This window comes from Hoyosella rhizosphaerae (genome assembly GCF_014643175.1).
In the GTDB taxonomy this organism is placed as follows: Bacteria; Actinomycetota; Actinomycetes; order Mycobacteriales; family Mycobacteriaceae; genus Lolliginicoccus; species Lolliginicoccus rhizosphaerae.
In genome coordinates, this window is the sequence record NZ_BMJH01000001.1 from 767671 (window position 1) to 791337 (window position 23667).

General features: G+C 59.1%; 21 protein-coding genes. 5 read left to right on the forward strand and 16 right to left on the reverse strand.

Annotation, left to right across the window (positions count from 1 at the left end):
* Nucleotides 1-28 precede the first annotated feature (28 nt).
* Both IEW73_RS03570 and IEW73_RS03575 read left to right on the forward strand, forming a co-directional pair.
* A complete protein-coding gene (locus IEW73_RS03570; protein WP_188670739.1) occupies nt 29-2989 on the forward strand; it encodes a hypothetical protein in 2961 nt (986 codons plus the stop codon).
* Between the two features lie 20 nt (nt 2990-3009).
* A complete protein-coding gene (locus IEW73_RS03575; protein WP_188670740.1) occupies nt 3010-4014 on the forward strand; it encodes a stage II sporulation protein M in 1005 nt (334 codons plus the stop codon).
* Here the strand turns inward: IEW73_RS03575 and IEW73_RS03580 are convergent, their stop codons facing one another.
* The 6 genes from IEW73_RS03580 to IEW73_RS03605 are packed head-to-tail and all read right to left on the reverse strand — an operon-like array spanning nt 4015 to nt 10025.
* The gene (locus tag IEW73_RS03580; protein WP_188670742.1) at nt 4015-5310 is read right to left on the reverse strand and encodes a DUF58 domain-containing protein; all 1296 of its coding nucleotides are present in this window, start codon (nt 5308-5310) and stop codon (nt 4015-4017) included.
* Nucleotides 5311-5319: 9 nt separating this feature from the next.
* Nucleotides 5320-6282: an AAA family ATPase gene (locus IEW73_RS03585; RefSeq protein WP_188670744.1), complete on the reverse strand. Its 963-nt coding sequence runs from the start codon at nt 6280-6282 to the stop codon at nt 5320-5322.
* Nucleotides 6272-7432, reverse strand: a complete 1161-nt coding sequence (locus IEW73_RS03590) for a DUF4350 domain-containing protein (RefSeq protein ID WP_188670747.1) — start codon at nt 7430-7432, stop codon at nt 6272-6274. The genes IEW73_RS03585 and IEW73_RS03590 overlap by 11 nt, the downstream gene beginning before the upstream one ends.
* On the reverse strand, nt 7429-8097 hold the full coding sequence (locus tag IEW73_RS03595; protein WP_188670749.1) for a DUF4129 domain-containing protein: 669 nt from the start codon (nt 8095-8097) through the stop codon (nt 7429-7431). The genes IEW73_RS03590 and IEW73_RS03595 overlap by 4 nt, the downstream gene beginning before the upstream one ends.
* Nucleotides 8098-8108: 11 nt before the next feature.
* Nucleotides 8109-9167, reverse strand: coding sequence for a DUF7847 domain-containing protein (locus tag IEW73_RS03600; protein WP_188670751.1), 1059 nt, complete (start codon nt 9165-9167; stop codon nt 8109-8111).
* Nucleotides 9168-9206: 39 nt separating this feature from the next.
* Nucleotides 9207-10025: an RDD family protein gene (locus IEW73_RS03605; RefSeq protein WP_188670754.1), complete on the reverse strand. Its 819-nt coding sequence runs from the start codon at nt 10023-10025 to the stop codon at nt 9207-9209.
* Nucleotides 10026-10248: 223 nt separating this feature from the next.
* Here IEW73_RS03605 and IEW73_RS03610 point away from each other — a divergent pair, with 223 nt between their 5' ends.
* Entirely contained in the window at nt 10249-11985 is a 1737-nt protein-coding gene (locus IEW73_RS03610) for a VanW family protein (protein WP_188670756.1), read from the forward strand.
* Here IEW73_RS03610 and IEW73_RS03615 read toward each other — a convergent pair.
* Together IEW73_RS03615 and IEW73_RS03620 are read right to left on the reverse strand one after the other, a co-directional pair.
* Entirely contained in the window at nt 11982-12944 is a 963-nt protein-coding gene (locus tag IEW73_RS03615; RefSeq protein ID WP_188670758.1) for an arsenic resistance protein, read from the reverse strand. The genes IEW73_RS03610 and IEW73_RS03615 overlap by 4 nt on opposite strands.
* Entirely contained in the window at nt 12941-13282 is a 342-nt protein-coding gene (locus IEW73_RS03620; protein WP_188670760.1) for a hypothetical protein, read from the reverse strand. Before IEW73_RS03620 ends, IEW73_RS03615 begins: the two co-directional genes overlap by 4 nt.
* 43 nt (nt 13283-13325) lie before the next feature.
* On the opposite strand from IEW73_RS03620, the gene IEW73_RS03625 reads away from it, so the two are divergent.
* Entirely contained in the window at nt 13326-13688 is a 363-nt protein-coding gene (locus IEW73_RS03625; protein WP_188670762.1) for an ArsR/SmtB family transcription factor, read from the forward strand.
* Nucleotides 13685-15589 carry a heavy metal translocating P-type ATPase gene (locus IEW73_RS03630; RefSeq protein ID WP_188670764.1) on the forward strand — a complete coding sequence of 635 codons (1905 nt, stop codon included), beginning with the start codon at nt 13685-13687 and terminating at the stop codon, nt 15587-15589. Before IEW73_RS03625 ends, IEW73_RS03630 begins: the two co-directional genes overlap by 4 nt.
* Here the strand turns inward: IEW73_RS03630 and IEW73_RS03635 are convergent.
* The 8 genes from IEW73_RS03635 to IEW73_RS03670 all read right to left on the reverse strand — a co-directional run bounded on the left by IEW73_RS03635 (nt 15578) and on the right by IEW73_RS03670 (nt 23517).
* The gene (locus IEW73_RS03635) at nt 15578-16048 is read right to left on the reverse strand and encodes a GatB/YqeY domain-containing protein (protein WP_188670765.1); all 471 of its coding nucleotides are present in this window, start codon (nt 16046-16048) and stop codon (nt 15578-15580) included. The two genes, IEW73_RS03630 and IEW73_RS03635, sit on opposite strands and share 12 nt — an antisense overlap.
* 118 nt (nt 16049-16166) lie before the next feature.
* Nucleotides 16167-16607 carry a hypothetical protein gene (locus IEW73_RS03640; protein ID WP_188670767.1) on the reverse strand — a complete coding sequence of 147 codons (441 nt, stop codon included), beginning with the start codon at nt 16605-16607 and terminating at the stop codon, nt 16167-16169.
* A gap of 132 nt (nt 16608-16739) precedes the next feature.
* The gene (locus IEW73_RS03645) at nt 16740-19151 is read right to left on the reverse strand and encodes a lysylphosphatidylglycerol synthase transmembrane domain-containing protein (protein WP_188672834.1); all 2412 of its coding nucleotides are present in this window, start codon (nt 19149-19151) and stop codon (nt 16740-16742) included.
* A 143-nt stretch (nt 19152-19294) separates the two neighbouring features.
* Nucleotides 19295-19735 carry a plastocyanin/azurin family copper-binding protein gene (locus IEW73_RS03650; protein ID WP_188670770.1) on the reverse strand — a complete coding sequence of 147 codons (441 nt, stop codon included), beginning with the start codon at nt 19733-19735 and terminating at the stop codon, nt 19295-19297.
* 26 nt (nt 19736-19761) lie between these two features.
* Entirely contained in the window at nt 19762-20379 is a 618-nt protein-coding gene (locus IEW73_RS03655) for a class F sortase (RefSeq protein ID WP_188670772.1), read from the reverse strand.
* Between the two features lie 87 nt (nt 20380-20466).
* Nucleotides 20467-21747, reverse strand: a complete 1281-nt coding sequence (locus IEW73_RS03660; RefSeq protein WP_188670774.1) for a copper amine oxidase — start codon at nt 21745-21747, stop codon at nt 20467-20469.
* Between the two features lie 100 nt (nt 21748-21847).
* Complete coding sequence (locus tag IEW73_RS03665; protein WP_188670776.1) at nt 21848-23179, reverse strand: DNA polymerase IV; 1332 nt, start codon at nt 23177-23179, stop codon at nt 21848-21850.
* A gap of 53 nt (nt 23180-23232) precedes the next feature.
* Nucleotides 23233-23517 carry a HigA family addiction module antitoxin gene (locus tag IEW73_RS03670; protein WP_188670778.1) on the reverse strand — a complete coding sequence of 95 codons (285 nt, stop codon included), beginning with the start codon at nt 23515-23517 and terminating at the stop codon, nt 23233-23235.
* Nucleotides 23518-23667: the final 150 nt, after the last annotated feature.

The following is a 23667-nucleotide window of genomic DNA, read 5'->3' on the forward strand; positions in this document are numbered from 1 at the left end:
GTGGACGCGGATGCCATGCTCTAATCACATGGTGACAACGAGAACTGCGCCGCCACTCCCGGTCGTTGCACTTGTTGTTAGCGCCACTCTGCTCGGCCTCGTCATCACGATGGGTGAATTGAATCGCCTTATCGAGACTGCGCATGGGCTAGGGCGAACCGCTGACTTCAGTTCTGTTCTTGTCCCCACTCCATGGCACGATCAACGAGCTTGGTTGGTATGGAGTGAGTCTGGTTATGGCCGTGCAGTGCAGTGGTGGATTCTCGCCCATACTATGGCGGGCCTCACTGTGGCAGGCATCGTTGTGGGTGCGCTGTGGAACCTTTTACCTGTCATCTCGCGGCCTGTCCGTCGGGCCGCCCTCACATTCGTGGCGGTCAAGGTTCTAGAAACCCTCATTGTCGGGGTACATGCACTACTGCTAGGCGGGGGCTCGGCATCTCCTGTGCTGATGGGGTCCGGTGAACTGATCGCGACTGCGAAGTGGCTGAGCATCGTCGCGCTGAGCACGGCGGTGGTTCTTACTCCTGGGGTTGTGCGCTTGACCCAACAATGGGTTCTACGGGCAGCTCGCGCGCTGTGGGTGCAGCGGCTATCTGCGGTGCTGGTTCTCCTCCTCGGTGGTTTGGGTTTGGTTCCTGCGCGGGACATTCTGGATCAACTACCTGATGTGCAGCGGCAATGGTTTGAGTCGTGGGCAGGTCTCGGCCATGCGAGCGCCGCGACGATCGGGACAATTTTTGTTGCGTTTGTTCTCTTCACGCACGGCCGTTTCCGCTCCGAACTAGCAGTACAGCCTTACTCGACGCGTGCTTCGACTTACCGCCCGTGGCTAGTTTTTCCGGCGGCGCTCCTAGTGCTTGCTGCGGTGGTTCAGATCACTTTAGGCAGTGATTTTGTGGAGTGGGCAACGGTGGCCATTGTCGTCACTGTTCCTCTTGTTGTCGTAGCGCTGTCGGTGGCCGTCCGGCGGTCATCGCCCCGTAGCGTTGGTCAGAAGGCGGCTGTCAGTCAACGAGACGCCTACGACATCTGGATTGCAGGTGATGTTCTCGCGGTAGCACTTCTGCTCATCGCTTGGCTCGGCTTAATTCGGTCACTCACTGCCCCTGTCGCTTTGTTGTTAAGCGGACTCATCCCCGGTACCGGCGCACTGCCGTTCATCGTCGGATTGTGCATCGCATGGGCGCTGGCGCTCTGCACACCATTGATCTGCGCAGCGCTTATTCGGCGCGCGGTTGTCACCGGCGAACCGCCTACTGGCGTGGCGGTAACGCGGCTACTCGATCCGCGGTGTCACTCACCCGCCCCCGGTTGGTTGCTGGCGTTCATTGTTGGTGTGCCCATTGCCCTGCTGGCTTTGGCTGCACTCCTGCCGCTGGATGTTCCGCCGCTGCTCGGTGTTATTGGTACGACGATCGTGACACTAGGTTCGTGGGTGTTGCTCATCAGCTTCCTGACCGTGCATTTTCAACGTCACGCACCCCTGCCTGTTTTCACTGCTCTGCGGTTGAGGGAAACGCCGTTCCTCACCATCGTTGTGATCGCCTTGGTGATGACGGCGTATTCCACAACCACCTCCGATTTGCATCGGGTGTCGAGCGATGCGGCGCGGGCTGTGGACGAGCCGCTAACGCTGTCTCAGCTTTGGGATCAATGGCTCGAGACCTCATCTGACTGCGATCGCATCGTCCCCATCCCTGACGGTGGCACTGTGTCGGTGCGACCAATGCTGCTAGTGGCCGCTAGCGGCGGCGGTATTCGGGCTGCGGAGTGGTCAGCTGGTGTCATCAGCGCGTTCGGTGATCACGGGTGTGGAAGCTCTGCGGTGCTGTTGTCGAGCGGGGTGAGCGGCGGATCAGTGGGACTTGCCCTTACCCACACCCACGGTGGCGCTTCGTCGGATGATCCGTTGGCTCTCACGAGCACTATCTCTCGGTCTGACGCCCTGGCGGTTGCGTTGGGAGGCCTCGCGTCCCGTGATTTCGTGGCCGGGGCGACTGGTATCAGGGTTCCGTTGATTGGAGACAACTCAACATGGCGGGATCGGGCAGCGCTGATGTCTGAAACATGGTCCACGCAAGAACCTGCGCTGTCGGGTACATCCAATACTGGTCATGTGATGGGCCCCGGTGGTGCTCTTATTTTCAACGCGACCGACGCCCGAACTGGGTGCCGAGCTGTACTCAGCCAGGTGGAGTTACCCGCACCGAACATAGGCGGAATGGTGCCGGCCTCGTGCGGTCCCGCAGGTCTGACCGACAGTGAGCACGGGGCGCTAGCACAGTCCGCTCCCAGCATGATCGACCTTGCCACACGGTTGGGCACATGCATGCCGGACCAGTCGTGGGCAAGCGCGGCGCTGGTGTCGGCTCGCTTTCCGTGGATCACACCCACTGCGCAATTCCGGGGACCCCACAATGACACGTGCTCTGGCGAAACCTTCCAACTTGGCGACGGCGGCTATTCTGATCCGTCAGGGATCGCCACGCTGGTCGAGATCGCCCCTCCGCTCGCGTCGCGTGTTCTGCAACACAACATTGCTGTTCTCGCAAACGCTGCTGACAACGAGGTACCGAACACGCTCATCATTCCGATCGTTGTGCATTTAGACGATTCCCCGGTCGCTGAATTCACCACGCTCGACAGTCGGCCGACGTCAGAGGTCCTCGCCCCGCTGGTGTTGCTTCAGGGAGCGGGCACAGTGCAGAACACCACCACTACGTGGATGAATAGGGCTGCTTATTCCTACGGCGTAACGTGCCCCACCGGTATTGCGCAGTGCGACGCCGCTGTTGAGCACGTCGTTGGTTTCCTTGGCGCCAACATGGTCACCATCGCTCCCGATACCCGGCCCACATTGAGGTCCCCGCTAGGGTGGACATTGTCGGAACTGAGCAGGTCATCGACGCGTGCGGCACTGCACGAAAACGCTGACAGTGGCACACTGGGGTCACTCAAAGCGCTCCTCGACGGAGAGGATGACTGAAGGGGAGGGCCGTCTTCACCGTGGACATCGACTTGTTTGTGGCGCAGCATGAACGCGACTGGCAACGCCTACGCCAGTTGACGCGCCGCGCGGGGAAACTCAGCGGCGCAGAAGCCGATGAACTAGTTGAGTTGTATCAGCGCACAGCAACGCATCTTTCGGTGGTGCGCTCATCCGCCCCTGATCCCACTGTGGTTGACCGGTTGACGATGCTGGTGGCGCAGGCGCGTGCCGCGACCGCTGGGACATCAGCACCAGGGTGGCGTGTGGTGACGGATTTTTTTGTCGAGACGTTCCCTGCGGCGGTGTACAGGTCCCGAAACTGGTGGATCCCCGTCTCTGTTCTGTTTCTCCTCTTCTCAGGCATCGTGGCGGCGTGGGTAGCGCAGAATCCGACTGTGCAGTCCGCGTTGGCGACACCCGAAGCGATTGAGGAACTTACCCGCCCGGGTGGGGACTTCGAGACCTATTACTCGTCAGAACCTGCGGCGTCGTTTGCTGCGCAGGTGTGGACAAACAATGCCTACATTGCGGCAGCATCACTCGTCGTGGGCGTGCTGATTCTGCCCGTGGTTTACATCCTGATTATTAACGCACTCAATGTTGGTGTCTCGGCAGGACTTATGGCCGATGCCGGGCGACTCGACATCTTTTTTGGCTTGATTACCCCGCACGGCCTGTTGGAATTGACGGCAGTGTTCATTGCCGCTGGGGCCGGAATGCGGCTCGGTTGGTCGCTTATTGATCCTGGCCCGCGAAGCCGAACAAAAGCCCTCGAACAGGAGGGACGCACGGTCGCAGGTATGGCTCTGGGGTTGGCGCTGGTGCTGTTCATCTCCGGGATCATTGAGGGTTTTGTCACGCCGAGTGGGTTTGGTACCGCAGTTCGCGTAGGTATCGGTGTTGCCGCTGAAGTGGCATTCCTGGCCTACGTATTCGTCCTTGGTCGACGCGCGGTAGCGCTGGGAAATCTCGGTGACATTGATGCCGCGCTCGCTGGCGATGCCGCACCAACAGCGGCGTAACTACAGCTTCCCGGCGGCCTTGAGATCGATGTATGTATCGGCAAGTGCCGGTGGGAGTTCTTCTGGGGTGTGGTCGACGACCGTCACACCTGCTTTGGTGAGGACTGCAGCTACGCGGGTGCGGTCGGCGATAGTTCGTTCGGCGGCGGCAGCGGCGTAGACAGCGTTCCGGTCGCCCCTGCCCCGCGCGAGTTCAGCAATGGTGGGGTCAGCCACGGACGCCACGATGACCCGGTGGCGTGCAGTCAACGCTGGCAATGCGGGGATGAGGCCCGCCTCAATAGCAGCCGGTTCGAGTGGGGTTATTACCACGACGAGCGCTCGTTGTTTAGCGCGCCGGAGAACTTCAGAGACCATCCCCCTGGTGTCGGATTCAGCAAGAACCGGCGAAAGTGGAGCCATTGCGTTAACAAGGGTCGGCAAAAGTTGCGTTGCCCCAACGCCTGCCACCGAGGCGCGAGTAGTCCGGTCGTAGGCCACAAAGTCCACTCGGTCCCCAGCACGTGACGCCAGCACAGCGAGCAACAGTGCCGCATCCATTCCCGCATCGAGTCGTGGTGCATCACCTACCCTGCCAGCCGAGGTGCGTCCGGTGTCCAACACGATGATGATGCGCCGGTCGCGTTCTGGTCGCCAGGTGCGCACCATGACGTCGCTCGCACGGGCAGTGGCTCGCCAATCGATGGACCGTACGTCGTCACCAGCGACGTATTCCCGCAACGAGTCGAACTCCGTTCCTTCGCCGCGCTGCAAGATGGCCTGCCGCCCGTCGAGTTCACGCAACCGCGCCAACCGGGAGGGCAAATGCTTGCGACTACTAAATGGCGGTAGAGCGCGGATCGTCCACGGAACAAGGTGATGGCCCTGGCGCGCAGCCATACCGAGGGGGCCTACCGACCGGATTGTGGTGCGGACCGCTCCCCTGTCGCCGCGCCGCGTCGGGGTCAGCGAAAGCGTAACTTTTTGCCGTTGACCAGGTTTTAGATGCAATGGAAACCGCGTTTGGTGCGCACCTGCGCTCGGTACCCACGCGTCGCGCATCACCCCGCGGACGGTGCGCTTACCAGTATTGGTCACCGTCAGGGTAACTGTCGCTGTGGCGCCAAGACGGACTGACTCGCTGCCTTCGCGCACTATCGCGACGTCCCGCACGGAGCCCGCACGAACAACATCGACCCACACCAGGGCGATCAGGACAGCACAGACGGCGGCGATTCCCCACCATGATGGCGCGAACACCCCCACGATGAGTGCCGCAGCAGTGGCGAGTAGTCCAATACGCCCGGTTAACGTCATTGGTGATCCCTACCGTGGTACCGGCACCGTGTTGAGGACATGGTCGACAACACCGTCGGCGGTTGCGCCTTCCAATTCAGCTTCGGGACGCAACTCGATTCGGTGCCGCAGTGCTGGGCGGGCAATCGCTTTGACATCATCGGGTGTGACGTAGTCGCGACCGGTGAGCCACGACCACGCACGGGCTGCATGCATCAGCGCCGTGGCGCCGCGTGGCGAGACTCCGAGCTGCACGGCCGGTGACTCGCGGGTCGCCCGACATAGGTCGACAGCGTAGGTGACGATCTCTTCACTGATTTGCACTTGCGCAACTGACTTACGCGCCGCGTGCAAGTCGTCAACACTTGCCACCCGGCGCACTCCGGCTCCGTCGAGGTCACGCGGGTCGAACCCGGCCATGTGTCGGCTGACAATAGCGACTTCGTCATCCCTGCTGGGCAGCGGCATGGTCAGCTTCAGCAAGAACCTGTCCAGTTGGGCTTCCGGAAGCGGGTATGTGCCTTCGTACTCCACGGGGTTTTGCGTCGCGATCACCATAAACGGATTGGGCAGCATTTGCGCTTGCCCATCGACCGACACTTGGCGTTCCTCCATTGCCTCAAGCAACGAGGATTGAGTTTTGGGTGGGGTTCGGTTGATCTCGTCTGCCAGCAAAAGGTTGGTGAAGATGGGCCCCTCGCGGAACGAGAACTCTGCCTTTTTCGCGTCATAAACCAACGATCCGGTGACGTCGCCTGGCATCAAGTCTGGTGTGAACTGCACGCGCGCGGTTTCGAGGTCAAGCGCAGCGGCGAGCGTGCGCACCAGCAGTGTCTTCGCCACACCGGGAACACCTTCGATCAGGACGTGCCCACGGCAGAGCAGCGCCACCAGGAGTCCACTCACGGCGGCGTCCTGACCGACGACTGCCTTCGCTAGTTCTGTGCGGAGGGCTACCAGTGCCGCGCGGGCATTGTCTGCGTCAGTGCTCATTGATTTCGTTGCTCCTTGTCGTGGTGGCGTCGTCAATAGCGCATTCAAGGTCGTCAAGCTCACGGGCTAGCGTGATCAGGGCGCCGTCATCTGTGAGTGGTTGGCCATCAAGCAATGTCCGAATGGCATCCACGCGTAGGCCCGTAAGCCGTGCTGCTTCTGTGACAATGACGTCGATATCTGCGGCTGACGGTAGGTGCAGTTTGTGACGTATTCGTCGAGACGCGGCGGCCCGCAATGTTGCGGCGGCATGGTTGGTATCACCAGAGCGCTGATATAACCGTGCTCGACCTTCAGTGGTTTCAGCACCGCGAACAATGACGGGCAGGGGTTCAGTAACCAGTGGCCCTAGTCTGCGGGCTCGCCACACAGCAATCAGGATCGCGGCGATCACCAGTTGAATAGCGCCGAACCGCCAGCCCGCAGGCACCAGTTCGATAATGGTGCTGCCTTCGTCACCGAAAGCTGGGTCATTCCAGCTGGGGAAATACCACGTCAGGTTGTCATGCTGTCCGAGCAGCCACATGCTCAATGCGGCGTTGCCTTCGTCGCCCACATTGTCATTGACTAACGGATCGGACGAGCCAAAAACAACTATTTGTGTGTCGTCGTGCTCGAAAACTAGCAAGTTTCCTTCGTAGCAGGACTCAATCGGATCGTCCGATACGTACACCGGTCCGCCCAGTGTGACGGGCCCCGCTGCTGTTGCTGCGGGCGATTCGCAGTCGGGCTGACGCGTTGCTGCGCGCGCTATTACGTCGTGGGAAACCTCCACGCCAAAACGGGCCAGAACGTGTTCTGGAGGTTGGATTAACACTACTGTCGCTGCGGCTGAGGCGAGTTCGGTGAGGTTGCCTGCGGGTATCCGCGCTGGTCCAGCAATGACAACCGTGCCGCCTGCGCCGGACTGCAGTGCGTCCGCAAAAACTTCGGCCTTGTGAGTGGTGACGCCTTCGTCCTGCAACAACGTCGTGAGCGCACGGGTCCCGCTCGGTGCCGGGGACTGTGGATCCAGTGCCGTCGCGGCTTGATCTCCGCGAACCAACACGGTAATCACGGCGAGCATGACGACGGCCACGACAATGAGGACCGGGGTGCGCGCCGCACGCCATGCGCGGCTGACATCTACGGTGTCGCTGTGGTGTGTCATGACGGCGCAACCACCGGCTCTGCCTGGGGATTCGACGCGATAATGCGTCCTGTACGAGCCAACTCATCAGCGGCAACAACGATCTCGTACTTCGTAGAATCTGCAGCGTGGTGGCCATAAAAGACGTCACCGAACACTCTGGCGGCGTCGACGAGGACGGAACCATCAACGTCCAATGAACCTGCGGCAAGACTCGCGAGTTCGATCGCCGTACGGCCCGTGGTGGTGTCCACGACGGTTCGCTCCTCAATCTCAGCGACAAACGCCCGAAATCGCTCCGAAATGGCAGTGGAAAAGTCGCCGGCTTTTGCGGCGGCTTCCGCGCGTTGGCGATGCTGCCGCGCCGACAGTGTTGCCACGACAGATGTTGTTGTCTGCACCGCCCGAGACCGCGCTATCCGCCCCATCCGGAGACGAATCGCTACCAGCGCAGCAATGAGCACCGCCACCAGGATGACCACGCTTGCCCACCCACCGGGGGCAAGCGTGGTGACTCCTTCTGTGAACGAATCGAGAATGCGCCCAAGCTGTTCGATAGCCCACTGCATTGCTTGCTGCGTGAGCGAGGGTTGGGCATCCAAGTAGATCTGCCTCGACAATTCCTCGCGTGCAGCAGCACCCGCCGTGTCGCGGTCTATTTCCACCGGTACGCGAAGGGACGTCACGCCAGCCAACACTACAGCGACGGCCCAGGCTCTGTTCGTGGCTGCTCGCCCCCACTTACTCGGCGAGTCAACTCAATGTCGAGGCCTTCCTTGCGCATACGGAGGTCCGTGTACAGCAACGCAAGCGTCGTCGTCATGAAAGGCGTGACAATCAGCGAACTGAGAATCCCTCCGATGGACCCGATAACCAGAATAAGGAACGGACTATCGACGACGACACCGACGATGCCAGCGACGATTCCGATCGGGATTTGGACGATCATGGTGACAATCAAAACGATGACGCCAACGAGGAGCAGGATTCCGAAAATTCGCCACCAAGTGCCGCGGACCAGTGCGATTGACCTCTTGATACCGCCGATAAGGGTCGCTTGTTCGAACACGATCGCGGGTACCGCAACCGAGACGAGCACCGCGATCCATACTCCTGCGACGAGTCCAGTCAATACCGCGACAACGCCGACAGCGGGGTGAATAAAGAATGACCCTACAATTGCCGCTATCGCTGCGATGAGCACAATGATGGACAGAATGTAGAGCCCGATAATGCGCAACAGGTGCGGCTTGGCTCCTGCCCAGGCATCGGAGAACGACACGGGCTGGCCTAGCACAGCCCTGCTGACCACAAAGGTGAGCATGGCGTACAGCAGTATGGTGACGAGACCTGCCGCCAGCCCAGCAACAAATTGACCGCCGAGCATCCCGATGAACGCGGCGTCGTCGAGTGGATCAACAAACGGGTCGGCAAACGGGTCCAGCGCCGTACCAGCAGTGGGAGCCTGGGCAATCAGCGAGATGAGTTGCCCAATTGTGACGAGAATAGCCGTCAAACCGAACATTGTCGCCGCATATTTGGTCATCGTGCGCACAGCGCCATCGAGGATTTCGCCCACACCAAGTGGTCGCAGTGGAATCACGCCCGGTTTCGGAGCGTCGTAGCCGTGCGGCTGAATCGGCGACATCGGTGGCATCGGCTGATATTGACCCGGTGGGTGCATCTGGTGGGGTTGACCACCCGTGTCGTATGGGTCAGGTCCGATAGGTGGCCATTGGTCCGGTTCGTGGCTCATCTCGCTCCTTTTCACTATCAACAATCGGAAACGTAGTTTTTATTTGGGCGGGGCAAACGGCGACTGCGGGCCGGTGTTCGGTGTATCGGGAATATGTGTGGGCGGCGCGACACCACTGAAGCGGGCTGCCTCACGCGCGCGGCGCTCTGCCAATATCGAATCAAGCACCAGTTCCGGGGGGTGATCGGCTGGTGGCACGATGCCAGCAATTCCAATGAGTTGCTGCACAAGTCCCTGTGCAATGCGATGCCGTGCCTCTGGCCGTAGAGCGTTTGCCCGGCTCAAGAATTGTCGAATTGTGAGGACAAGGTCGGGTGTCAGCCGTGATAAATCTAGGGTTCTTGTCCATTCTTGGCGCTGTGCCTGCGCTTGCCACCCGGCCGGTGGGCGGGTGAGTCGCTCGCGAACCACGACGGTGCCTGCAAGGTAGTCGCCCACGCGTTTGTGACGTGGTGACAGCAGCGACACGATCATGGCGACTGCTCCGAAAAATCCCAGCACCCAAAAGTCGAGGAAGAAGCCTGCAAGTCCGCGGATCAAGGAATGACGAAAGCGTACTGGACCGCCATCATCGCGTACTACGCGCAACCCCATCGCGAATTTTCCGAGGCTACGACCACGCGTTAATGTCTCCACAGCGACCGGAAGAGCAATCATCGTCAACACCACCACCAGGATCACAATGGCGCTGTACAGGGCATCGTCGAGGTCGGGTGCGGCTGCGAAAAGTATCCCAACTAGGGTGAAGAGGAGCATCAACTGCACGATGATGTCGATAAATACCGCGACAGCACGACTCGCGAACGTAGCTTCGCGCAAGTCGAGATGAACGGCTTCACCGGAAACTATTGGGGACACACTTTTTACGTTAGACGGCTCTTGGCCAATCTGCTCGGTCCGAATGCCGAGCCCCCGACGCCGCATTATTAACCGCCACCCATGATCAGTGCGTATGCGGTGGTCGTCGACAATGTTGTGCTTTGCCCGCACATGTATGGAGACGTTTGTCACCTACACCATGTGAACATGGCATCGGATTCGCTAAGATTTCGTCTACCAGCAATAACGAAGCGGAGAATGCGTGACCGACGAATCACAAGACCAGTCTGAGGCCGACGATGTTGAGGCCACAGCGGATGATCCTAAACTCCGGTCACGGACACGCATTTTGGTGATCGCAGGGGCCGCCATCGTCGCTATCGCAGGCGCTGCCTACATCACAGATATTGTCGTCACAAAAGACTCCACAGTTCGTGGCGCTCATGTTTTAGGCACCGATATTGGCGGGTTAACACCAGCCGCGGCGGAGGAGAAGCTTCGTGCTTCCGTCGGCGAACGCGTCACCACTCCCATCACGGTCGTAGCCGGGGACGTCACAACTGAAGTCGTACCGCGCGATGCCGGATTGGAGTTCGACTTTTCCAGCACGGCGTCACGTGCGGCGCAACAAAGCCTGAATCCTTTCACGCGAGCCGCATCGTTCTTCCGTGAGACGGACATTCCGCACCGATACACCGTTGATGTCGAAAAGCTCGACGAAACAGTTGAAAGGTTGGCGTTTGAGGTCAATCGCGAACCTCAGCATGGCGGAATCGCCTTTGACGGTGCCGAGCCGGTCGTAGAACTCCCCCGGCAAGGTCAACAATTGCTCGAGCAGTCAGCCAGGTCTCATATTTTGCGGACCTGGGGCGACGGAAGCGTCATCGAGTTACGCACCGATGTTGTTCCGGTGGAACTCACCGAAGATGACGTCCGCACAACATTTGAAACGATCGCTGAACCCGCCCTCGCGAATGAACTTGTCGTCAAGGGCACCGGCAGCGCCACCGCTACACTGCCGCGTGATCGCATAGGCGAGGTTCTGTCGTTCGCTATCGAGGACGGCGAACTTCGGCATTCTTTTGATCGCGACGCTGCTGAGAAGATCCTTGCACCACAGCTATCTTCCACGGAGTTTAATCCGACCAACGCCACGGTACTTATTGGAAACTCTGGCCCATATGTGGTTGCAGACACCTCCGGTAGCAAGATCTTGTGGGATGACACGCTCCGAGACTTCGACTCGGTGATGCTGCAGGTGGATGACCGCACAGTCGATGCGGAATATGAAGAGGTCGTCGCAGAGTTTCGAACAGCCGACGCCAATGCGCTAGGTATCCGGGAAGTGGTTGCCGAATTCACGACGGGCGGATTCGCGCAAGCATCAGGGATTAACATTCGCCGAGCCGCACAGCAGGTCAATGGTGCAATCGTCAGACCCGGAGCGACCTTCTCACTTAATGGGTGGACAGGCAGCCGTGGAACCGCCCAAGGCTACGTAAAGTCTGGCATCATCCTCAACGGTCGTCCTTCAGAAGCTATTGGGGGCGGCGTGAGTCAGTTCGCTACCACTCTGTTCAATGCCGCCTATTTCGCGGGAATGGACGATGTCGAACACCAAGAACATTCGTATTACATCCCCCGCTACCCCGCCGGACGCGAAGCAACAGTGTGGGAAGGCGCGATCGACGTGAAGTTCCACAACCCGTACGACACCGGCGTCCTCATTCAATCGTGGGGCACCGCATCCAATGTCACCGTCCGCATTTGGGGAACCAAAACGGTGAATGTGCAGTCCATCAACGGGGGACGCTGGGCTTACACCAGCCCGCAACGAGTGACATTGCCCGCTGGCCCTAACTGTGTGCCATCTGAGGGGGCGCAAGGTTTTACCACCAGTGATACTCGGGTGATTCGTAGTGCTCTCACCGGTGCGGAGATTTCGCGATCAACACGGACCGTTCGCTACGATCCCCAGCCGAACGTGGTGTGCCGCTAAGCATCGTGTTCCGCAAATAGTCTGCGCGGAATCCACCACAGGTAAATCACCATCCCGAACAGTTCAACGAGTGACTGTACGACGATGACTACCGCGGTGATTTCCCAGCCGAACGGCAGTGCTAACGCGAGAGGAAGCACAACAAACGAGTTGCGAGTTCCCAGGCTGAACGCGAGCGTCCGGCCTTGGGGAGTTGGTAGCCGCAGCACCCACGCCAGCGCCTTGGCCAGCAGTGCAGCAGACACCAAGAACGCGATGAAGACAGGCACAACCACCGGAAGCACACTCATCGCATCGATGACGGCACCTACCTGGGCACCAGCGATGAGGAACATCACCACGGCCAGAGCGGGAATCGGCCACCACGCCAAGTGGTCTCGAACCACCGACCGTGCAGGTTTCGCTTCTATCCAATACTCAGCGACTATGGCCGCACCCAGTGGTACGAGCACGATCGCTATCGCATGCCAGAGGTCGCCTATGCGCAGAGCACCGGTTATCTCCGCACCGGCGAACAGCCACAGGTAACCAGGTAGCAGCGCTAGTTGAAGGATGAGGTTGAGCGGGGTGATGGCGATGGCCCGCGCTGTATCGCCACCACCGAGCTGTGTGAAGGAAATGAACCAGTCGGTGCAGGGCACCAGCAGCACGAGGAGGACCCCGAGCCGCAGCACATTGTCGTCGGGTAGGAACTGAACGAGCCCCCACACCACCATGGGGATGAAAACGAAGTTTCCGATAACTGCTGCTGTGGTGAATCGGTAGTCTGCGAAAGCGTCACGCAAGTGCAACAGCGGCACCTGCACGAAGGTGGCGAATAGCAGGACTATCAGCACGGGCCACAGTGCCGCCTCAAACGCGGATTCGACGCCAGGCCACGCACTTCCGACGCCGAGTCCAATGATGATTGCCGCCAGGTAGACCCATACCTGATTGCGTTCTAATGCTAGCCGCGTCATTGTGCTAAACGTGCGGCGATAGCGTCAGCAAGCATCGCGGGGGTTGGCACGGCAGTGATCTTTCCTTCGTATTGGTAAATCCGGCAACTCAGTCCTGGTTGTTGATTTGCTGCCCCGAATGGATCAACGCCGTCGATCAGGAACGTGGGTGATCCCACGAAATCCCGTTCTTGTGCTTCTTCGTGGTTTCGCACCATTGTTGTGTGCACGGCAATCGTGCCGCCCGGTATTTTTGGCTCGAGCAACGCCAGTGCCGCATCAACATTCGACCGTGCAACGTCTGCGTTGGGGCATTCGGTCACAAGGAGAATTTCTACCACCACCGTCTGATTATGCACATCTCCATTGTGCCATCATTTCAATACTCGTTAGAATATTGAAATGACGGTAGAACCCGACGTATGCGAACTGCTCTGTCTTGATCTCCCCCACGCCGAACGCATTCGCAACGCTCTCCCACCGCTAGATGCGCGCCAACCCGCAGCGGCCGCAGCACGGGCATTGTCCGACCCCACACGCCTACACATCGCCACCGCACTACTCGAAGGCGAAGAACTCTGCGTCTGCGATATCTCCTGGATCGTCAACAACGCCACAAACCTCGTCTCACACCACCTACGGCAACTACGCGCAGGCGGGATAGTGACTTCGCGACGCGACGGCAAACTCGTCATATACCAACTGACCCCCACCGGACGTTCGCTCATCGCATCACTCATTGCGACAACCGCTCCACCGTCATGATTCGCGACATCACACGTACCCGCGAAATCCAAGCGGCCATCGCCGCTGCCATCGCCCTGTCGATCGCATGGATTACCGGATCGCTGGCATTAGAACTCGTTGCCGTCGCTATCGGCGCCTGTACCTTTGTGCCCCGCGCACTATGGCGACTGCGCATACCCACAATAGGTGTCGGTACATTGATGACCATCGCGGTCATCGGCGCCCTCAGCCTTGGCGCATTCACCGAGGCCGCCCTGCTCGGAGTGCTTTTCTCGCTCGCCGAAGGCCTAGAACGCTTCGCTATTACCCGCACACACAAAGGAGTTCGAGCGCTCCTCGCGTTGGTGCCGACTGCTGTTCCAGTAGTACGAAACGGCCGCGAAGTCACCGTTGAACCACACGAACTCGTTGTCGGCGACACGATGATCCTGAAACCCGGAAGCCGCTCAGCCACCGACGGCACTGTCACCACGGGCACAACAACGCTGGATCTGTCCGCGATTACCGGCGAATCCATGCCCCTCGAAGCAACACCAGGAACCCCGGTTCCCGCTGGGGCAATCAATGGCGATAGTGCCATCGAAGTGTCGGTGACCACGCTTGCACAGGACTCCACCCTCGCCCGCATTGTCGCACTCGTCGAGGCAGCGCAGCACAACAAAGGCACGGGACAGCGGCTCGCTGACCGTATCGCCAGTCCGCTTGTGCCCGGAATCCTCATTTTCGCGACCATCATCGCCAGCGTCGGGTCGCTACTCGGTGATCCTCGTGTATGGATTGAACGTGCACTCATCGTGCTCGTCGCCGCATCACCATGCGCGCTGGCCATTTCAGTACCGCTCACCATCGTCGCCGCCGTAGGTGCAGCCGCCCGCAACGGCGCACTCATCAAAAGCGGTGCCGCACTTGAACAGCTTGGGCGAATCAGCACCGTCGCCATTGACAAGACTGGCACCCTCACCCTGAACAACCCGCAAATCGTAGCCATGAACAGCTCAGCTGGCTGGACCGACGAAGAGGTCATCAGCGCTGCAGCGGCAGTGGAACTACGGAGTCAACATCCACTCTCGCGAGCCATCGCCGCGGGTGTCAGCCCCCGCCCCGCCGAGGACGTCACTACCCTTCCCGGACGCGGCATCGTCGGCACTGTGCAATCGCAAGAGGTGCGCGTGGGAAACCCGCGTTGGATAGCACCACAGGGGTCGCCTTTCGACGAGTTCGTACATACGTGGGAGGAGAGCGGTGCAACCGTAGTCCTGGTTGAAATCAACCAACGTGTCATCGGTGCGATCGCCGTCCGAGATGAACTTCGCTCCGAAGCCTCTGAGGCGATGCGCGAGCTAGACGAGCTGAAAATATCCACGGTGATGCTTTCGGGCGACAACAAGCGGACCGCCAACGCTCTAGCCCAGCAGAGCGGTATACGTACTGCCTACGCCGAACTGCTTCCCGAGGACAAAGTCAGCCACGTTGCCACTCTGCAAGCCGACCGCCACGTCGCGATGGTGGGCGATGGCATCAACGACGCCCCCGCACTTGCCACCGCTTCCGTGGGAATCGCCATGGGCGCTCTGGGAACAGATGTTGCGATAGAAGCAGCCGATGTGACTCTGCTCGGCGACGACCTCAGGCACTTGCCCCAACTACTCAGGCATGCTCGTCGCGCCCGCCGCATCATGCTATTCAACATTGGAGCGTCGCTCGCTATCATTGCGACACTTATTCCGCTCGCGGCCACGGGGCTGGTTAGCTTTGCAGCCGTCATTGTGATTCACGAAGTCGCCGAGGTGCTCGTTATTCTCAGTGCGCTTACCGCCGCAAAGCTTAAGCCGCTGCCCAATGTGACCGTCATAAGCGCACTAGCCAGCACAAACGTGAGCAACCGCGGCGACGAACCGCAATGTTGTTCAGCTTGCTAGCTGAGCTTTTACTTCTGAAGCGACGCGAGCCCCGTCAGCGCGTGCTGCAATGGCAGCGTTGGCGGTCTTCATGACCTGACCCATTTGGCGCATACCAGGCTTCTCGCCGAGTTGGCTTTCGACGTCTGCAATAGCTTGCGCGACGATGGCACTTAATTCGTCATCACTGAGCTGCTGGGGAAGGTAGCGGGCGATGATCTCACCTTCAGCCTCTTCCTTTGCTGCGAGTTCAGGGCGTCCATTGTCGGAATACACCTGAGCTGACTCGGCGCGCTTTTTCGCCTCCCGCGTCAACACTTTCATGATGTCTTCATCCGACAGATCTTTCACCTGATCACCGGCGACTTCTTCGGTCTGCACCGCGGCGAGGATCATCCTCAAGGTCGCGAGAGTGTCGGTGTCCTTGGCTTTCATTGCTGCGGTCAAATCTGCGCGCAGCTTCGCTTTCAATTCAGACATAGTGTGATCAGCCTACTGCGATCCGATGTACTTCACAGACGCGCAACGCTCAAACGCACCAGAACCTGATCTACGGGTTCTGGTGCGTTTGAGCTAAAGAGAAGTATGAGCGTCCTGTTCAGCTGAACAGTTCAGTCAACAGGTCAATAATCGCTTGGGGGTCGTCGGAGAACGTGACCTCAACATTGGATTGCGTATGTGCCCACCGGTTCGGTGGATCTTGGGCGGGGTTGGTGTTGACGCAGTCGCTGGCAACTGTGTAGAAGCCCGGAATCAGCGGCACAAACTGGAAGTTCAGTTGCTCACCGCCGATATCGCTACCGCTTTGCGTCATACCGATACCAAAATCTTGGTGAGTCACGGTGACGTCGCAGTCCTTAGGAAAGCCGACTCCGCCTGGCACTGTTAGTGCCACATCAATAGCTAGGTCGCCACCGGTGGCCACCGGCGCAGGGTCGAAAGCCAACGGCTCCGCCGCCGCTGCGCCCGCTCCAAGCGCCAATGCCCCTGCCGCGGCAGCCGCAACAACCAGTGTTTTGCGTGAAATGCTAGATGACATAATTTGCTCCTGTTTCCATGAGCGCTGTGCGCACTCCATCAATATCGTTCGCGTACGCCCCGTCGTATTTACCGTAACGTGACACAGCGAACTCGGTTGGTGGAATACCCAAAAAAATCGCCAGGATTACGCCTAGATCATGTCTTTTGCGCCCAGCCAGCGCAGCGTCGGCCACCCGAGCGCAACCGGCAACCACGTGGTCAGCACGCGATACAACAACACTGCTGGCACAGCGGTCGCAGCAGGCAAACCAAACGCCACCAGGCCACCAATGAGAACAGCCTCCACTGCGCCAACCCCGCCTGGAGTCGGTGCCGCCGAAGCGAGTGTGCCGCCAATCATGGTCACGACCGTGACGGTGACAAAAGTTGTGCCACCGCCGAACGCTTCAATACTCGCCCACAACGCCAGGGCCATCCCTAGAGTCGTCATGGCGCACCCTAAGAAAATGATCGAGAAACGCTGCGGGTCCCGCGCCAAATCGCCCAACTCACGGATGACATCGCGAAGCTGCGGCAGAATCGAGCGGCCGAGCCAGCGCCGCAAAGCTGGGACCAGCACCGAGACGCCGAAGATCCCCAACGCAACACCGATGATCAAATAAATCACCGTGGGGTCCGGAACAATCTGGCGGATCTCGGCAGTTGTACCCGCCATGATTGCGAAGAACACGAGCAAACCCACATGCGTGATCACCTGAACCGACTGCTGCAACGTCACCGCAGCGGTCGCACGAACTACACCCAAGCCACCTTTTTGCAAGAACCGAACACTAAGCGCGAGCCCACCCACGCCTGCCGGGGTTGTCGTAGCCGCGAACGTATTGGCAATCTGCATAATCGCCAGGTTGCGGAAGCTCACTAAACGGTTAGCGCACGCCCACAAAGCCGCAGCGGCACCGATATACGTCAAGCCGGAAATAACGAGACCAACAAGCGCCCAAGTCCAGTTGACTGTGCGGAGTTGGTCATAAAACGTCGGAACGGCACTGATAAACGGATATGCGACGTACACGAGACCAATCAGCAACGCCAACTGTATCCATTGGTTGCGGGTAAACCGCGTCACCTGTTCTGGCTTGATCTGGTCTGCACCGGTCTGTCTCAACACCTCTTCACGTGCCGCAACCATAACGGAACCGCAATCAGGCACAGATCGGCGCAACAATGCAGGAATCGCCGCCCGCGTGAGCCGAGCGGACGCAGCGAGAACAGCGTCGGTGCCCATTGCATTCACCGCGCACCGCACCGCAACCTCATGGCCAAAAATTGAGGTGGTTGTGACCAGAAGCTGAGCTATATCGGAAAGCAACTGGGGCTTCGATGCGCCGTACTCCGCAGCGCCAAAACCATCAAACAGCGCCACTCCGTCGTCCATGCGGATTTGCTCCGCGCGAAGGTCGCCGTGCGAGATCTGGTGCGAGTGCAGCAGCTTCAACGCATTCCAGATGCTTTTGGCCGCTGCTTCGCCGTCAGCGTCCGTGACTATCGAGCCGCGAACTGGGGTTCGGGCGTACAACACCCAACCACGATCAAGTGCCGCTACCAACAATGGCCGACTACTTGCCACACCCAGATCGTTGATCACAATGCCCATCAAGGCTCGATGTTCTACTGCTCTGCGCATCGAAACGTGAAGCGGTGCGGTTTCGTTCTCCCGAAACGACAACCACCGCCAGTACTGCCACAAGGCGCGATTGCTTCTCTGGTAGGGGCCATAGAGTTCGACGATGACTTCGTCGTCACCATGAAACCCACCAACAGGTCCGGTCGGTGTGCTGGTAGCCGCACCAGTGGACGACAACACCAGGGGCCCAGCCCCGGCCGGGCGCAGCACCGTGAAATGTTCCGTCATATGCCCTTGGCGCCCCAGCACCTTCGCCGCTGTCCGCAAGGGAACTTCCAGGGCTGGTGTCCCCACGATGAGGACGGTCAACGCCCCAACGGCCCATCCCACTGAAAGCCCGAGCACCGACCGCGCCGGGATTACCGTACTGGCAACTAGATGAATGGGCACGAAAGCGAGAAGTAGACCCCACCACCACCGGCGCCACACCTTCGGCAACCACGGGCCAGACACTGTCAACACTGCGGCCAGGCCTGCAATCCACCGTGAGTCAATGAGAAATTGTGACAAGAAGGAATCGAGCTCAGTAGCGCCCTCGAACGTCAAAGTCGATGTCGTGAGGCCCTCTGGCGTAATGGACAACAAGAGGCCCGCGACATTGCCAGCCACAAAGTACGCCGCAAGCAGACGCCACTGCAGACTCGCTAGAACTCCGATGAGGATCGCGAACGGCAATGCCAAGATAACGAGGCCGTACAGCAGAAAAACCAAGTTGGCTTGCGCAGGCGTCAGTACACCCACAATGCCTGAGACTGACTGTTCCAGCGCCGACCATTTGCTGCGAGTGATCTCAGATGCCGCAATTACCGCACCAAGGACCGACAAAGACAGGGCGACGCGGATGAGATCTGTTGTACGACGGGCACGCGGCTGCAGCAAACTTCCCGAAACCGGGATGTCTCGCCCATCGACGCGCATTGTCAGCTCTCTCGCCCCTAGTTCGTGGCCGCGATCACGACCAGACCACAACATATCGCGTACATACGTCTAAGAGCTGCCTATCCACGCGGGTTGGGTGGAATGCCCAAGTCGCCAATGCCCCCAGTAGCTATTCCGAGTAGCTATTCCACGATCACTGTTGCGACCATCCGCGGGTGATAGAAGCACACGTAGGTGTAGGTGCCGGGTTCGGTGAAAGTGCGCGCATAAGTGTCGCCTTGTGTCATATCGCCTGATTCGACACCATCGTCAAAGTCGACGGTGTGCAGAGAGTTGTCTTGTTGCACCCAAGTTATGGTCGAACCCCGCGGCACGGTGATATCACCTGGGGTAAATCGAAACTCCGCTATATCGATGGTGCGTTGAACGGGAGCAGGCGAAGTTGTTGCAGGTGCCGTTGTTGGTTGTGCAGTGGACGGTTGTGCAGTGGACGGTTGTGCTTCCTCGGTCGTCACTGGTGAGCCTATTCCTGTGCTCTCCGACTCTGGGTCTTGCGCGAATGTTGCACATCCTGCGGCGACAATTGCGGCGGATACGAATACTGCTGAGAGGGTCTTACGCATGGTGATACTCCAGTGCAACGGGTACCTCACTCTGCGAGTGAGGCAAAAGCAATGATGTTGTCGCGGTAGCTACGTTCACGCTGGTCGAAGTCGCCACCGCACGTAATCAGCCGCAATTCCGGTGTGGTCGACGGAAGGTAGACGGCTTCGGTGGGGAATTCGTCTTTCGAGTGCTGTTCTACTCGGGTAACGACGAAGCGGAGGGTTTCCCCGGATTCGGTGGTAATAGTGACATCGTCGCCGGGATTAAGTTCATTGAGTCGGTAGAACACATCCGGTGCGATGTGGGAATCTACGTGTCCAAGTATTGCTGCCGGTCCTGATTCTCCAGGCTTCGCTCCGCCGTTGAACCAGCTGATGTCACCAAAGTCGGGGACTTCGAGTGTGCGATCCGGGTTCAATCCCGTGTGGGTCAGTGGTCCGTCGATGTCGATTGCGGGGATGCTGATGCCGACTGGTGGTGATACTTGCCGTTGCTGCCTGGTCGACTGGAAACCTCGGACAGTATCGATGTTCGGAGTTGTGGAGATTATGTCGGACGCTATTGGTGGTTGTGAGGTGGGGCTCTCTGTTGCCGTGCCGCACCCGCTGACCAGCAAGATGCCCGCGATCAGCGCTGCGAATAGCCGGTATGTGACAGTCATAACTCCCCCGGGGTTGAACTGCTGGTGACACGAAGTGTGTGGCGGCGTGCCACCAGCAGGTCAGTAGTGGTGTTTGCCTAACGCTTGTTAGCGTGCGGCACCACCGGCTCCTGTTTCGACGCCACCTTCGGGCATTCCGTCACCCATGAAGGCAACGATGCCTCCCGCGAGGGCTTGGGCGGTGTCGTACATGTGGTTGTAGGCGTGGTAGGCCGACCGGTACGCGGCGGTGTAGTCCTCCGCGTGATAGGCGTCTACCTGTGCGACGAGGTCATCGACGTGTTTTTGCAGACCATCAGCAACTACATCGGCGGGGATGTTGCCGTTGGAGGCGGTGTCGAGGAACTGGGAGAAGTCGTCGCGGTATTGGCTTAGCCTGCGAAGTGCGGCCTCTTGACCCTGCTCGTCTTCTTCTGCAACTGCGACGGTGTACTGGACGAAGAAGTCAATGTGGTCGGCCCACATTTCCATGAATGCTTGTCCACCTTCGGCACCAAATACACTGCTGATCGATGCGGTGAGATCTTGGGTGTTGGCATCGAGTGCACCTGCAAGTGCTGTGAAGTCGTCGCGGCCGGTCACCCCTGATCGCATGGCTTGCACGGCAAGTTGGGCGTGTTCGCCGAGTTGCTGCCCGAGCCCTGACCGAAGGTCGATGGCGGAACTTTCAAGCGGTCCGCTGAATCCTTCTTGTGAAGCGACTATTGCACCGGCGAGGCCCTGTGCTGTTCCAAACATGTGGGCATACGCTTCACGAGTCTGGTCAGTGGCCACCGTGAAATCACCGTTGGCGTAGGCGCGGACTTGTTCAACGAGTTGATTGACGTGCATCTGTAGCAGGTCAGCAACTGCGTTGGCGGGAAGTTCTCCGTCTGTTGCGGTTTCGAGGAATCCGCTGAAGTCGGCCCGGTATTGGTCAAGCCGAGCGAGTGCTTGGTCTTGTGCGTCCTGGTCGTCTTCTGCCAGCCCTACAGTGAATTGCACGAAGAAGTCGATGTGGTCGCTCCACAATCCGTTAAACGCATCCGCACCGTCGTCGCCGTAAACTAGCCGGATAGATTCGGTGAGGTCATCGGTGTTTTGGCCCAGCGATGCGGCGGCGGCTTCGAAATCGGGTTGTCCCGCGATGCCAGCACGCATAGCTTCGACGGCAAGTAGCGCGTGGTGGCCAAGTTGCCGTTCGAGAATGATGCGTAATTCTTCAGCAGAAACGTCGCTACTTTGTGTGAGTTCGATGCTGTATGAAATTTGCCCGCGATCTGTGCTCGCGACATTGCCGACGGACGTGGTTCCGATTGTGACGACGCCTCCGGCAAGGACCCCTGCTGCGAGCAGAGCGGTGAGTTGGTTTTTGGTTACCTTGAGCATGATGCTCCAATCGTTGGGACGTTCTCTTCCCCCCTGTGAAGTATTCGGAGAGGGGCAAGGCATCAGATTGGTGCAATTCGTACTTTTCCTGCTTCCTGCGCTAATCAGGAAGGCGACTGCGAGGCCAGTCCAGGCTTAATAGTGGATCGGCGAGGGTGAGGTTCTCATCATCGAGGGCGAACGTCCGCGCTTTCCCTGGCCCCGTACTTCGCGTTTCGAATCGCACTGTGACGACGCCGTGGCCACACCCTTGCACCCATCCGAACCCGTATTGGACGTGCTGCACGTCGGACCCTGTTGAAATTCCGCTCCAGGAGCGGGTGGGGAGGTTCGCAGTTGATTCGCCTACTGGTTCGCTGTCAACGTCGAGTTCCGGGAACAGTACCTGCTGCTGCGTTGACGTGAGCCCGGAAAGGCTAACGCCGACGAGTCGAATCGGCCCCACATCGATGGGGTCAGCTGCGAGTTTGTGTGCGGTTGCGATGAGCACGCCGCGATCAGTAGTGGCATAGGGCAGGGTTGCGGAGCGCGAGACGATGCTGAAGTCCGCCTTACGAAGTTTGACGGTAACTGTTCGCGCACCGCGAGTGTCTTTGAGAAGCCGCGCGTGAGCGGAGTTGCCGGTTCTTGCGATGGCCGCGCGTACTTGCGCTTTGGTGAGAAGATCTTGCGCGAACGTGGTTTCAGCGCTGATTTGTTTTGCGACGGCGCGTTCCGTGACCGCGCGGGTATCGATGCCTTGTGCGAGGGCGTGCAAGGCGGGACCGGTTGTTGTCCCCAGTATTGATGCGGCATCGGCAACGCTGAGGGCCGCAAACTGCCCGATTGTCGTTACCCCCATCGTGCGCAGACGTTGGTCGGCCACGGGGCCAATGCCCCAGAGCTTGCGCACTGGAAGTGGTGCGAGTAGCTCGCTTTGCTCGGCATGGCCAACGACGAGTTGCCCCGCTGGTTTTGCCAGGGCGGAAGCAATCTTGGCAATCTGCTTTCCTGACCCTGCCCCGACGGAGGCGTTAAGGCCCGTGCTGTTGTACACCTGGGCACGAAGTTCTTTACAAAACTCCTCGACTTCCTGCCGTGCCGCACCCTTCAAGGAAGGCGGTTCGCCAAATGCCTCGTCGAATGACAGTTGCTCAATCACCGGCATCAGCTCACGAACTGCCGCAAAGGTTCGTTCACTCGCGGCTCGGTACACACTGCCTCGTGGCGGCACTACAACTGCTGTGACGCCGATGAGCCGTTGAGCTTGGTGCATCGGCATCGCCGATTTCGCCCCGAAGGTACGCGCTTCGTAGCTGGCACCGGCTACGACCCCTCGCCCGCCGATGCCACCCACAAGTACCGGCCGCCCGCGAAGTGTTGGGCGTGCGAGCTGCTCGACTGACGCAAAAAATGCGTCCATGTCGAGGTGCACTACCCATCGCGATTCCACAGTCTCATTATTGACGACTGCTACGACATTCTTTGCTACGACAGTCTTGCGCGCTAGCTGACGCTGATGGGCCGAATGGCTCCCAGGGCGGCTGCAATACGTTCACGTTCGAACACAACGTCATACCGAGTTTGAAGATCAAGCCAAAAATGCTCTGTCGTTCCAAAGTAGCGGGCGAGGCGCAAGGCTGTATCGAGCGTTACTCGGCGTTTGCGATGGATAATCTCGTTAATTCGCCCTGCGGGAACACCGATTTCGGTTGCTAATTGAAGCTGAGTGAGCTTAAGCGGAAGCAGGTATTCAACCTCAAGTACTTCGCCCGGGTGTACGACATCCATCGTGTGATGGTCCTTTGGGTATTGGGGTTTCAATTTTTTCAAGCAGTGTTGGATTCGGTCTATCCGGCACTGCCGTTGAGTCGTACTCAACGGTATGAGGTCGTTGATAAATAGTCAACATAGGACTGCATTTCTTTTCGACATTGTTTT

Coding starts and splice junctions, on each gene's coding strand:
- IEW73_RS03570 (WP_188670739.1), top strand. CDS start 29: ATGGTGACAACGAGAACTGCGCCGCCACTCCCGGTCGTTGCACTTGTT.
- IEW73_RS03580 (WP_188670742.1), bottom strand. CDS start 5,310: ATGACGTTAACCGGGCGTATTGGACTACTCGCCACTGCTGCGGCACTC.
- IEW73_RS03585 (WP_188670744.1), bottom strand. CDS start 6,282: ATGAGCACTGACGCAGACAATGCCCGCGCGGCACTGGTAGCCCTCCGC.
- IEW73_RS03590 (WP_188670747.1), bottom strand. CDS start 7,432: ATGACACACCACAGCGACACCGTAGATGTCAGCCGCGCATGGCGTGCG.
- IEW73_RS03600 (WP_188670751.1), bottom strand. CDS start 9,167: ATGAGCCACGAACCGGACCAATGGCCACCTATCGGACCTGACCCATAC.
- IEW73_RS03615 (WP_188670758.1), bottom strand. CDS start 12,944: ATGACGCGGCTAGCATTAGAACGCAATCAGGTATGGGTCTACCTGGCG.
- IEW73_RS03625 (WP_188670762.1), top strand. CDS start 13,326: ATGACGGTAGAACCCGACGTATGCGAACTGCTCTGTCTTGATCTCCCC.
- IEW73_RS03630 (WP_188670764.1), top strand. CDS start 13,685: ATGATTCGCGACATCACACGTACCCGCGAAATCCAAGCGGCCATCGCC.
- IEW73_RS03635 (WP_188670765.1), bottom strand. CDS start 16,048: ATGTCTGAATTGAAAGCGAAGCTGCGCGCAGATTTGACCGCAGCAATG.
- IEW73_RS03640 (WP_188670767.1), bottom strand. CDS start 16,607: ATGTCATCTAGCATTTCACGCAAAACACTGGTTGTTGCGGCTGCCGCG.
- IEW73_RS03645 (WP_188672834.1), bottom strand. CDS start 19,151: ATGCGCGTCGATGGGCGAGACATCCCGGTTTCGGGAAGTTTGCTGCAG.
- IEW73_RS03650 (WP_188670770.1), bottom strand. CDS start 19,735: ATGCGTAAGACCCTCTCAGCAGTATTCGTATCCGCCGCAATTGTCGCC.
- IEW73_RS03655 (WP_188670772.1), bottom strand. CDS start 20,379: ATGACTGTCACATACCGGCTATTCGCAGCGCTGATCGCGGGCATCTTG.
- IEW73_RS03660 (WP_188670774.1), bottom strand. CDS start 21,747: ATGCTCAAGGTAACCAAAAACCAACTCACCGCTCTGCTCGCAGCAGGG.
- IEW73_RS03670 (WP_188670778.1), bottom strand. CDS start 23,517: ATGGATGTCGTACACCCGGGCGAAGTACTTGAGGTTGAATACCTGCTT.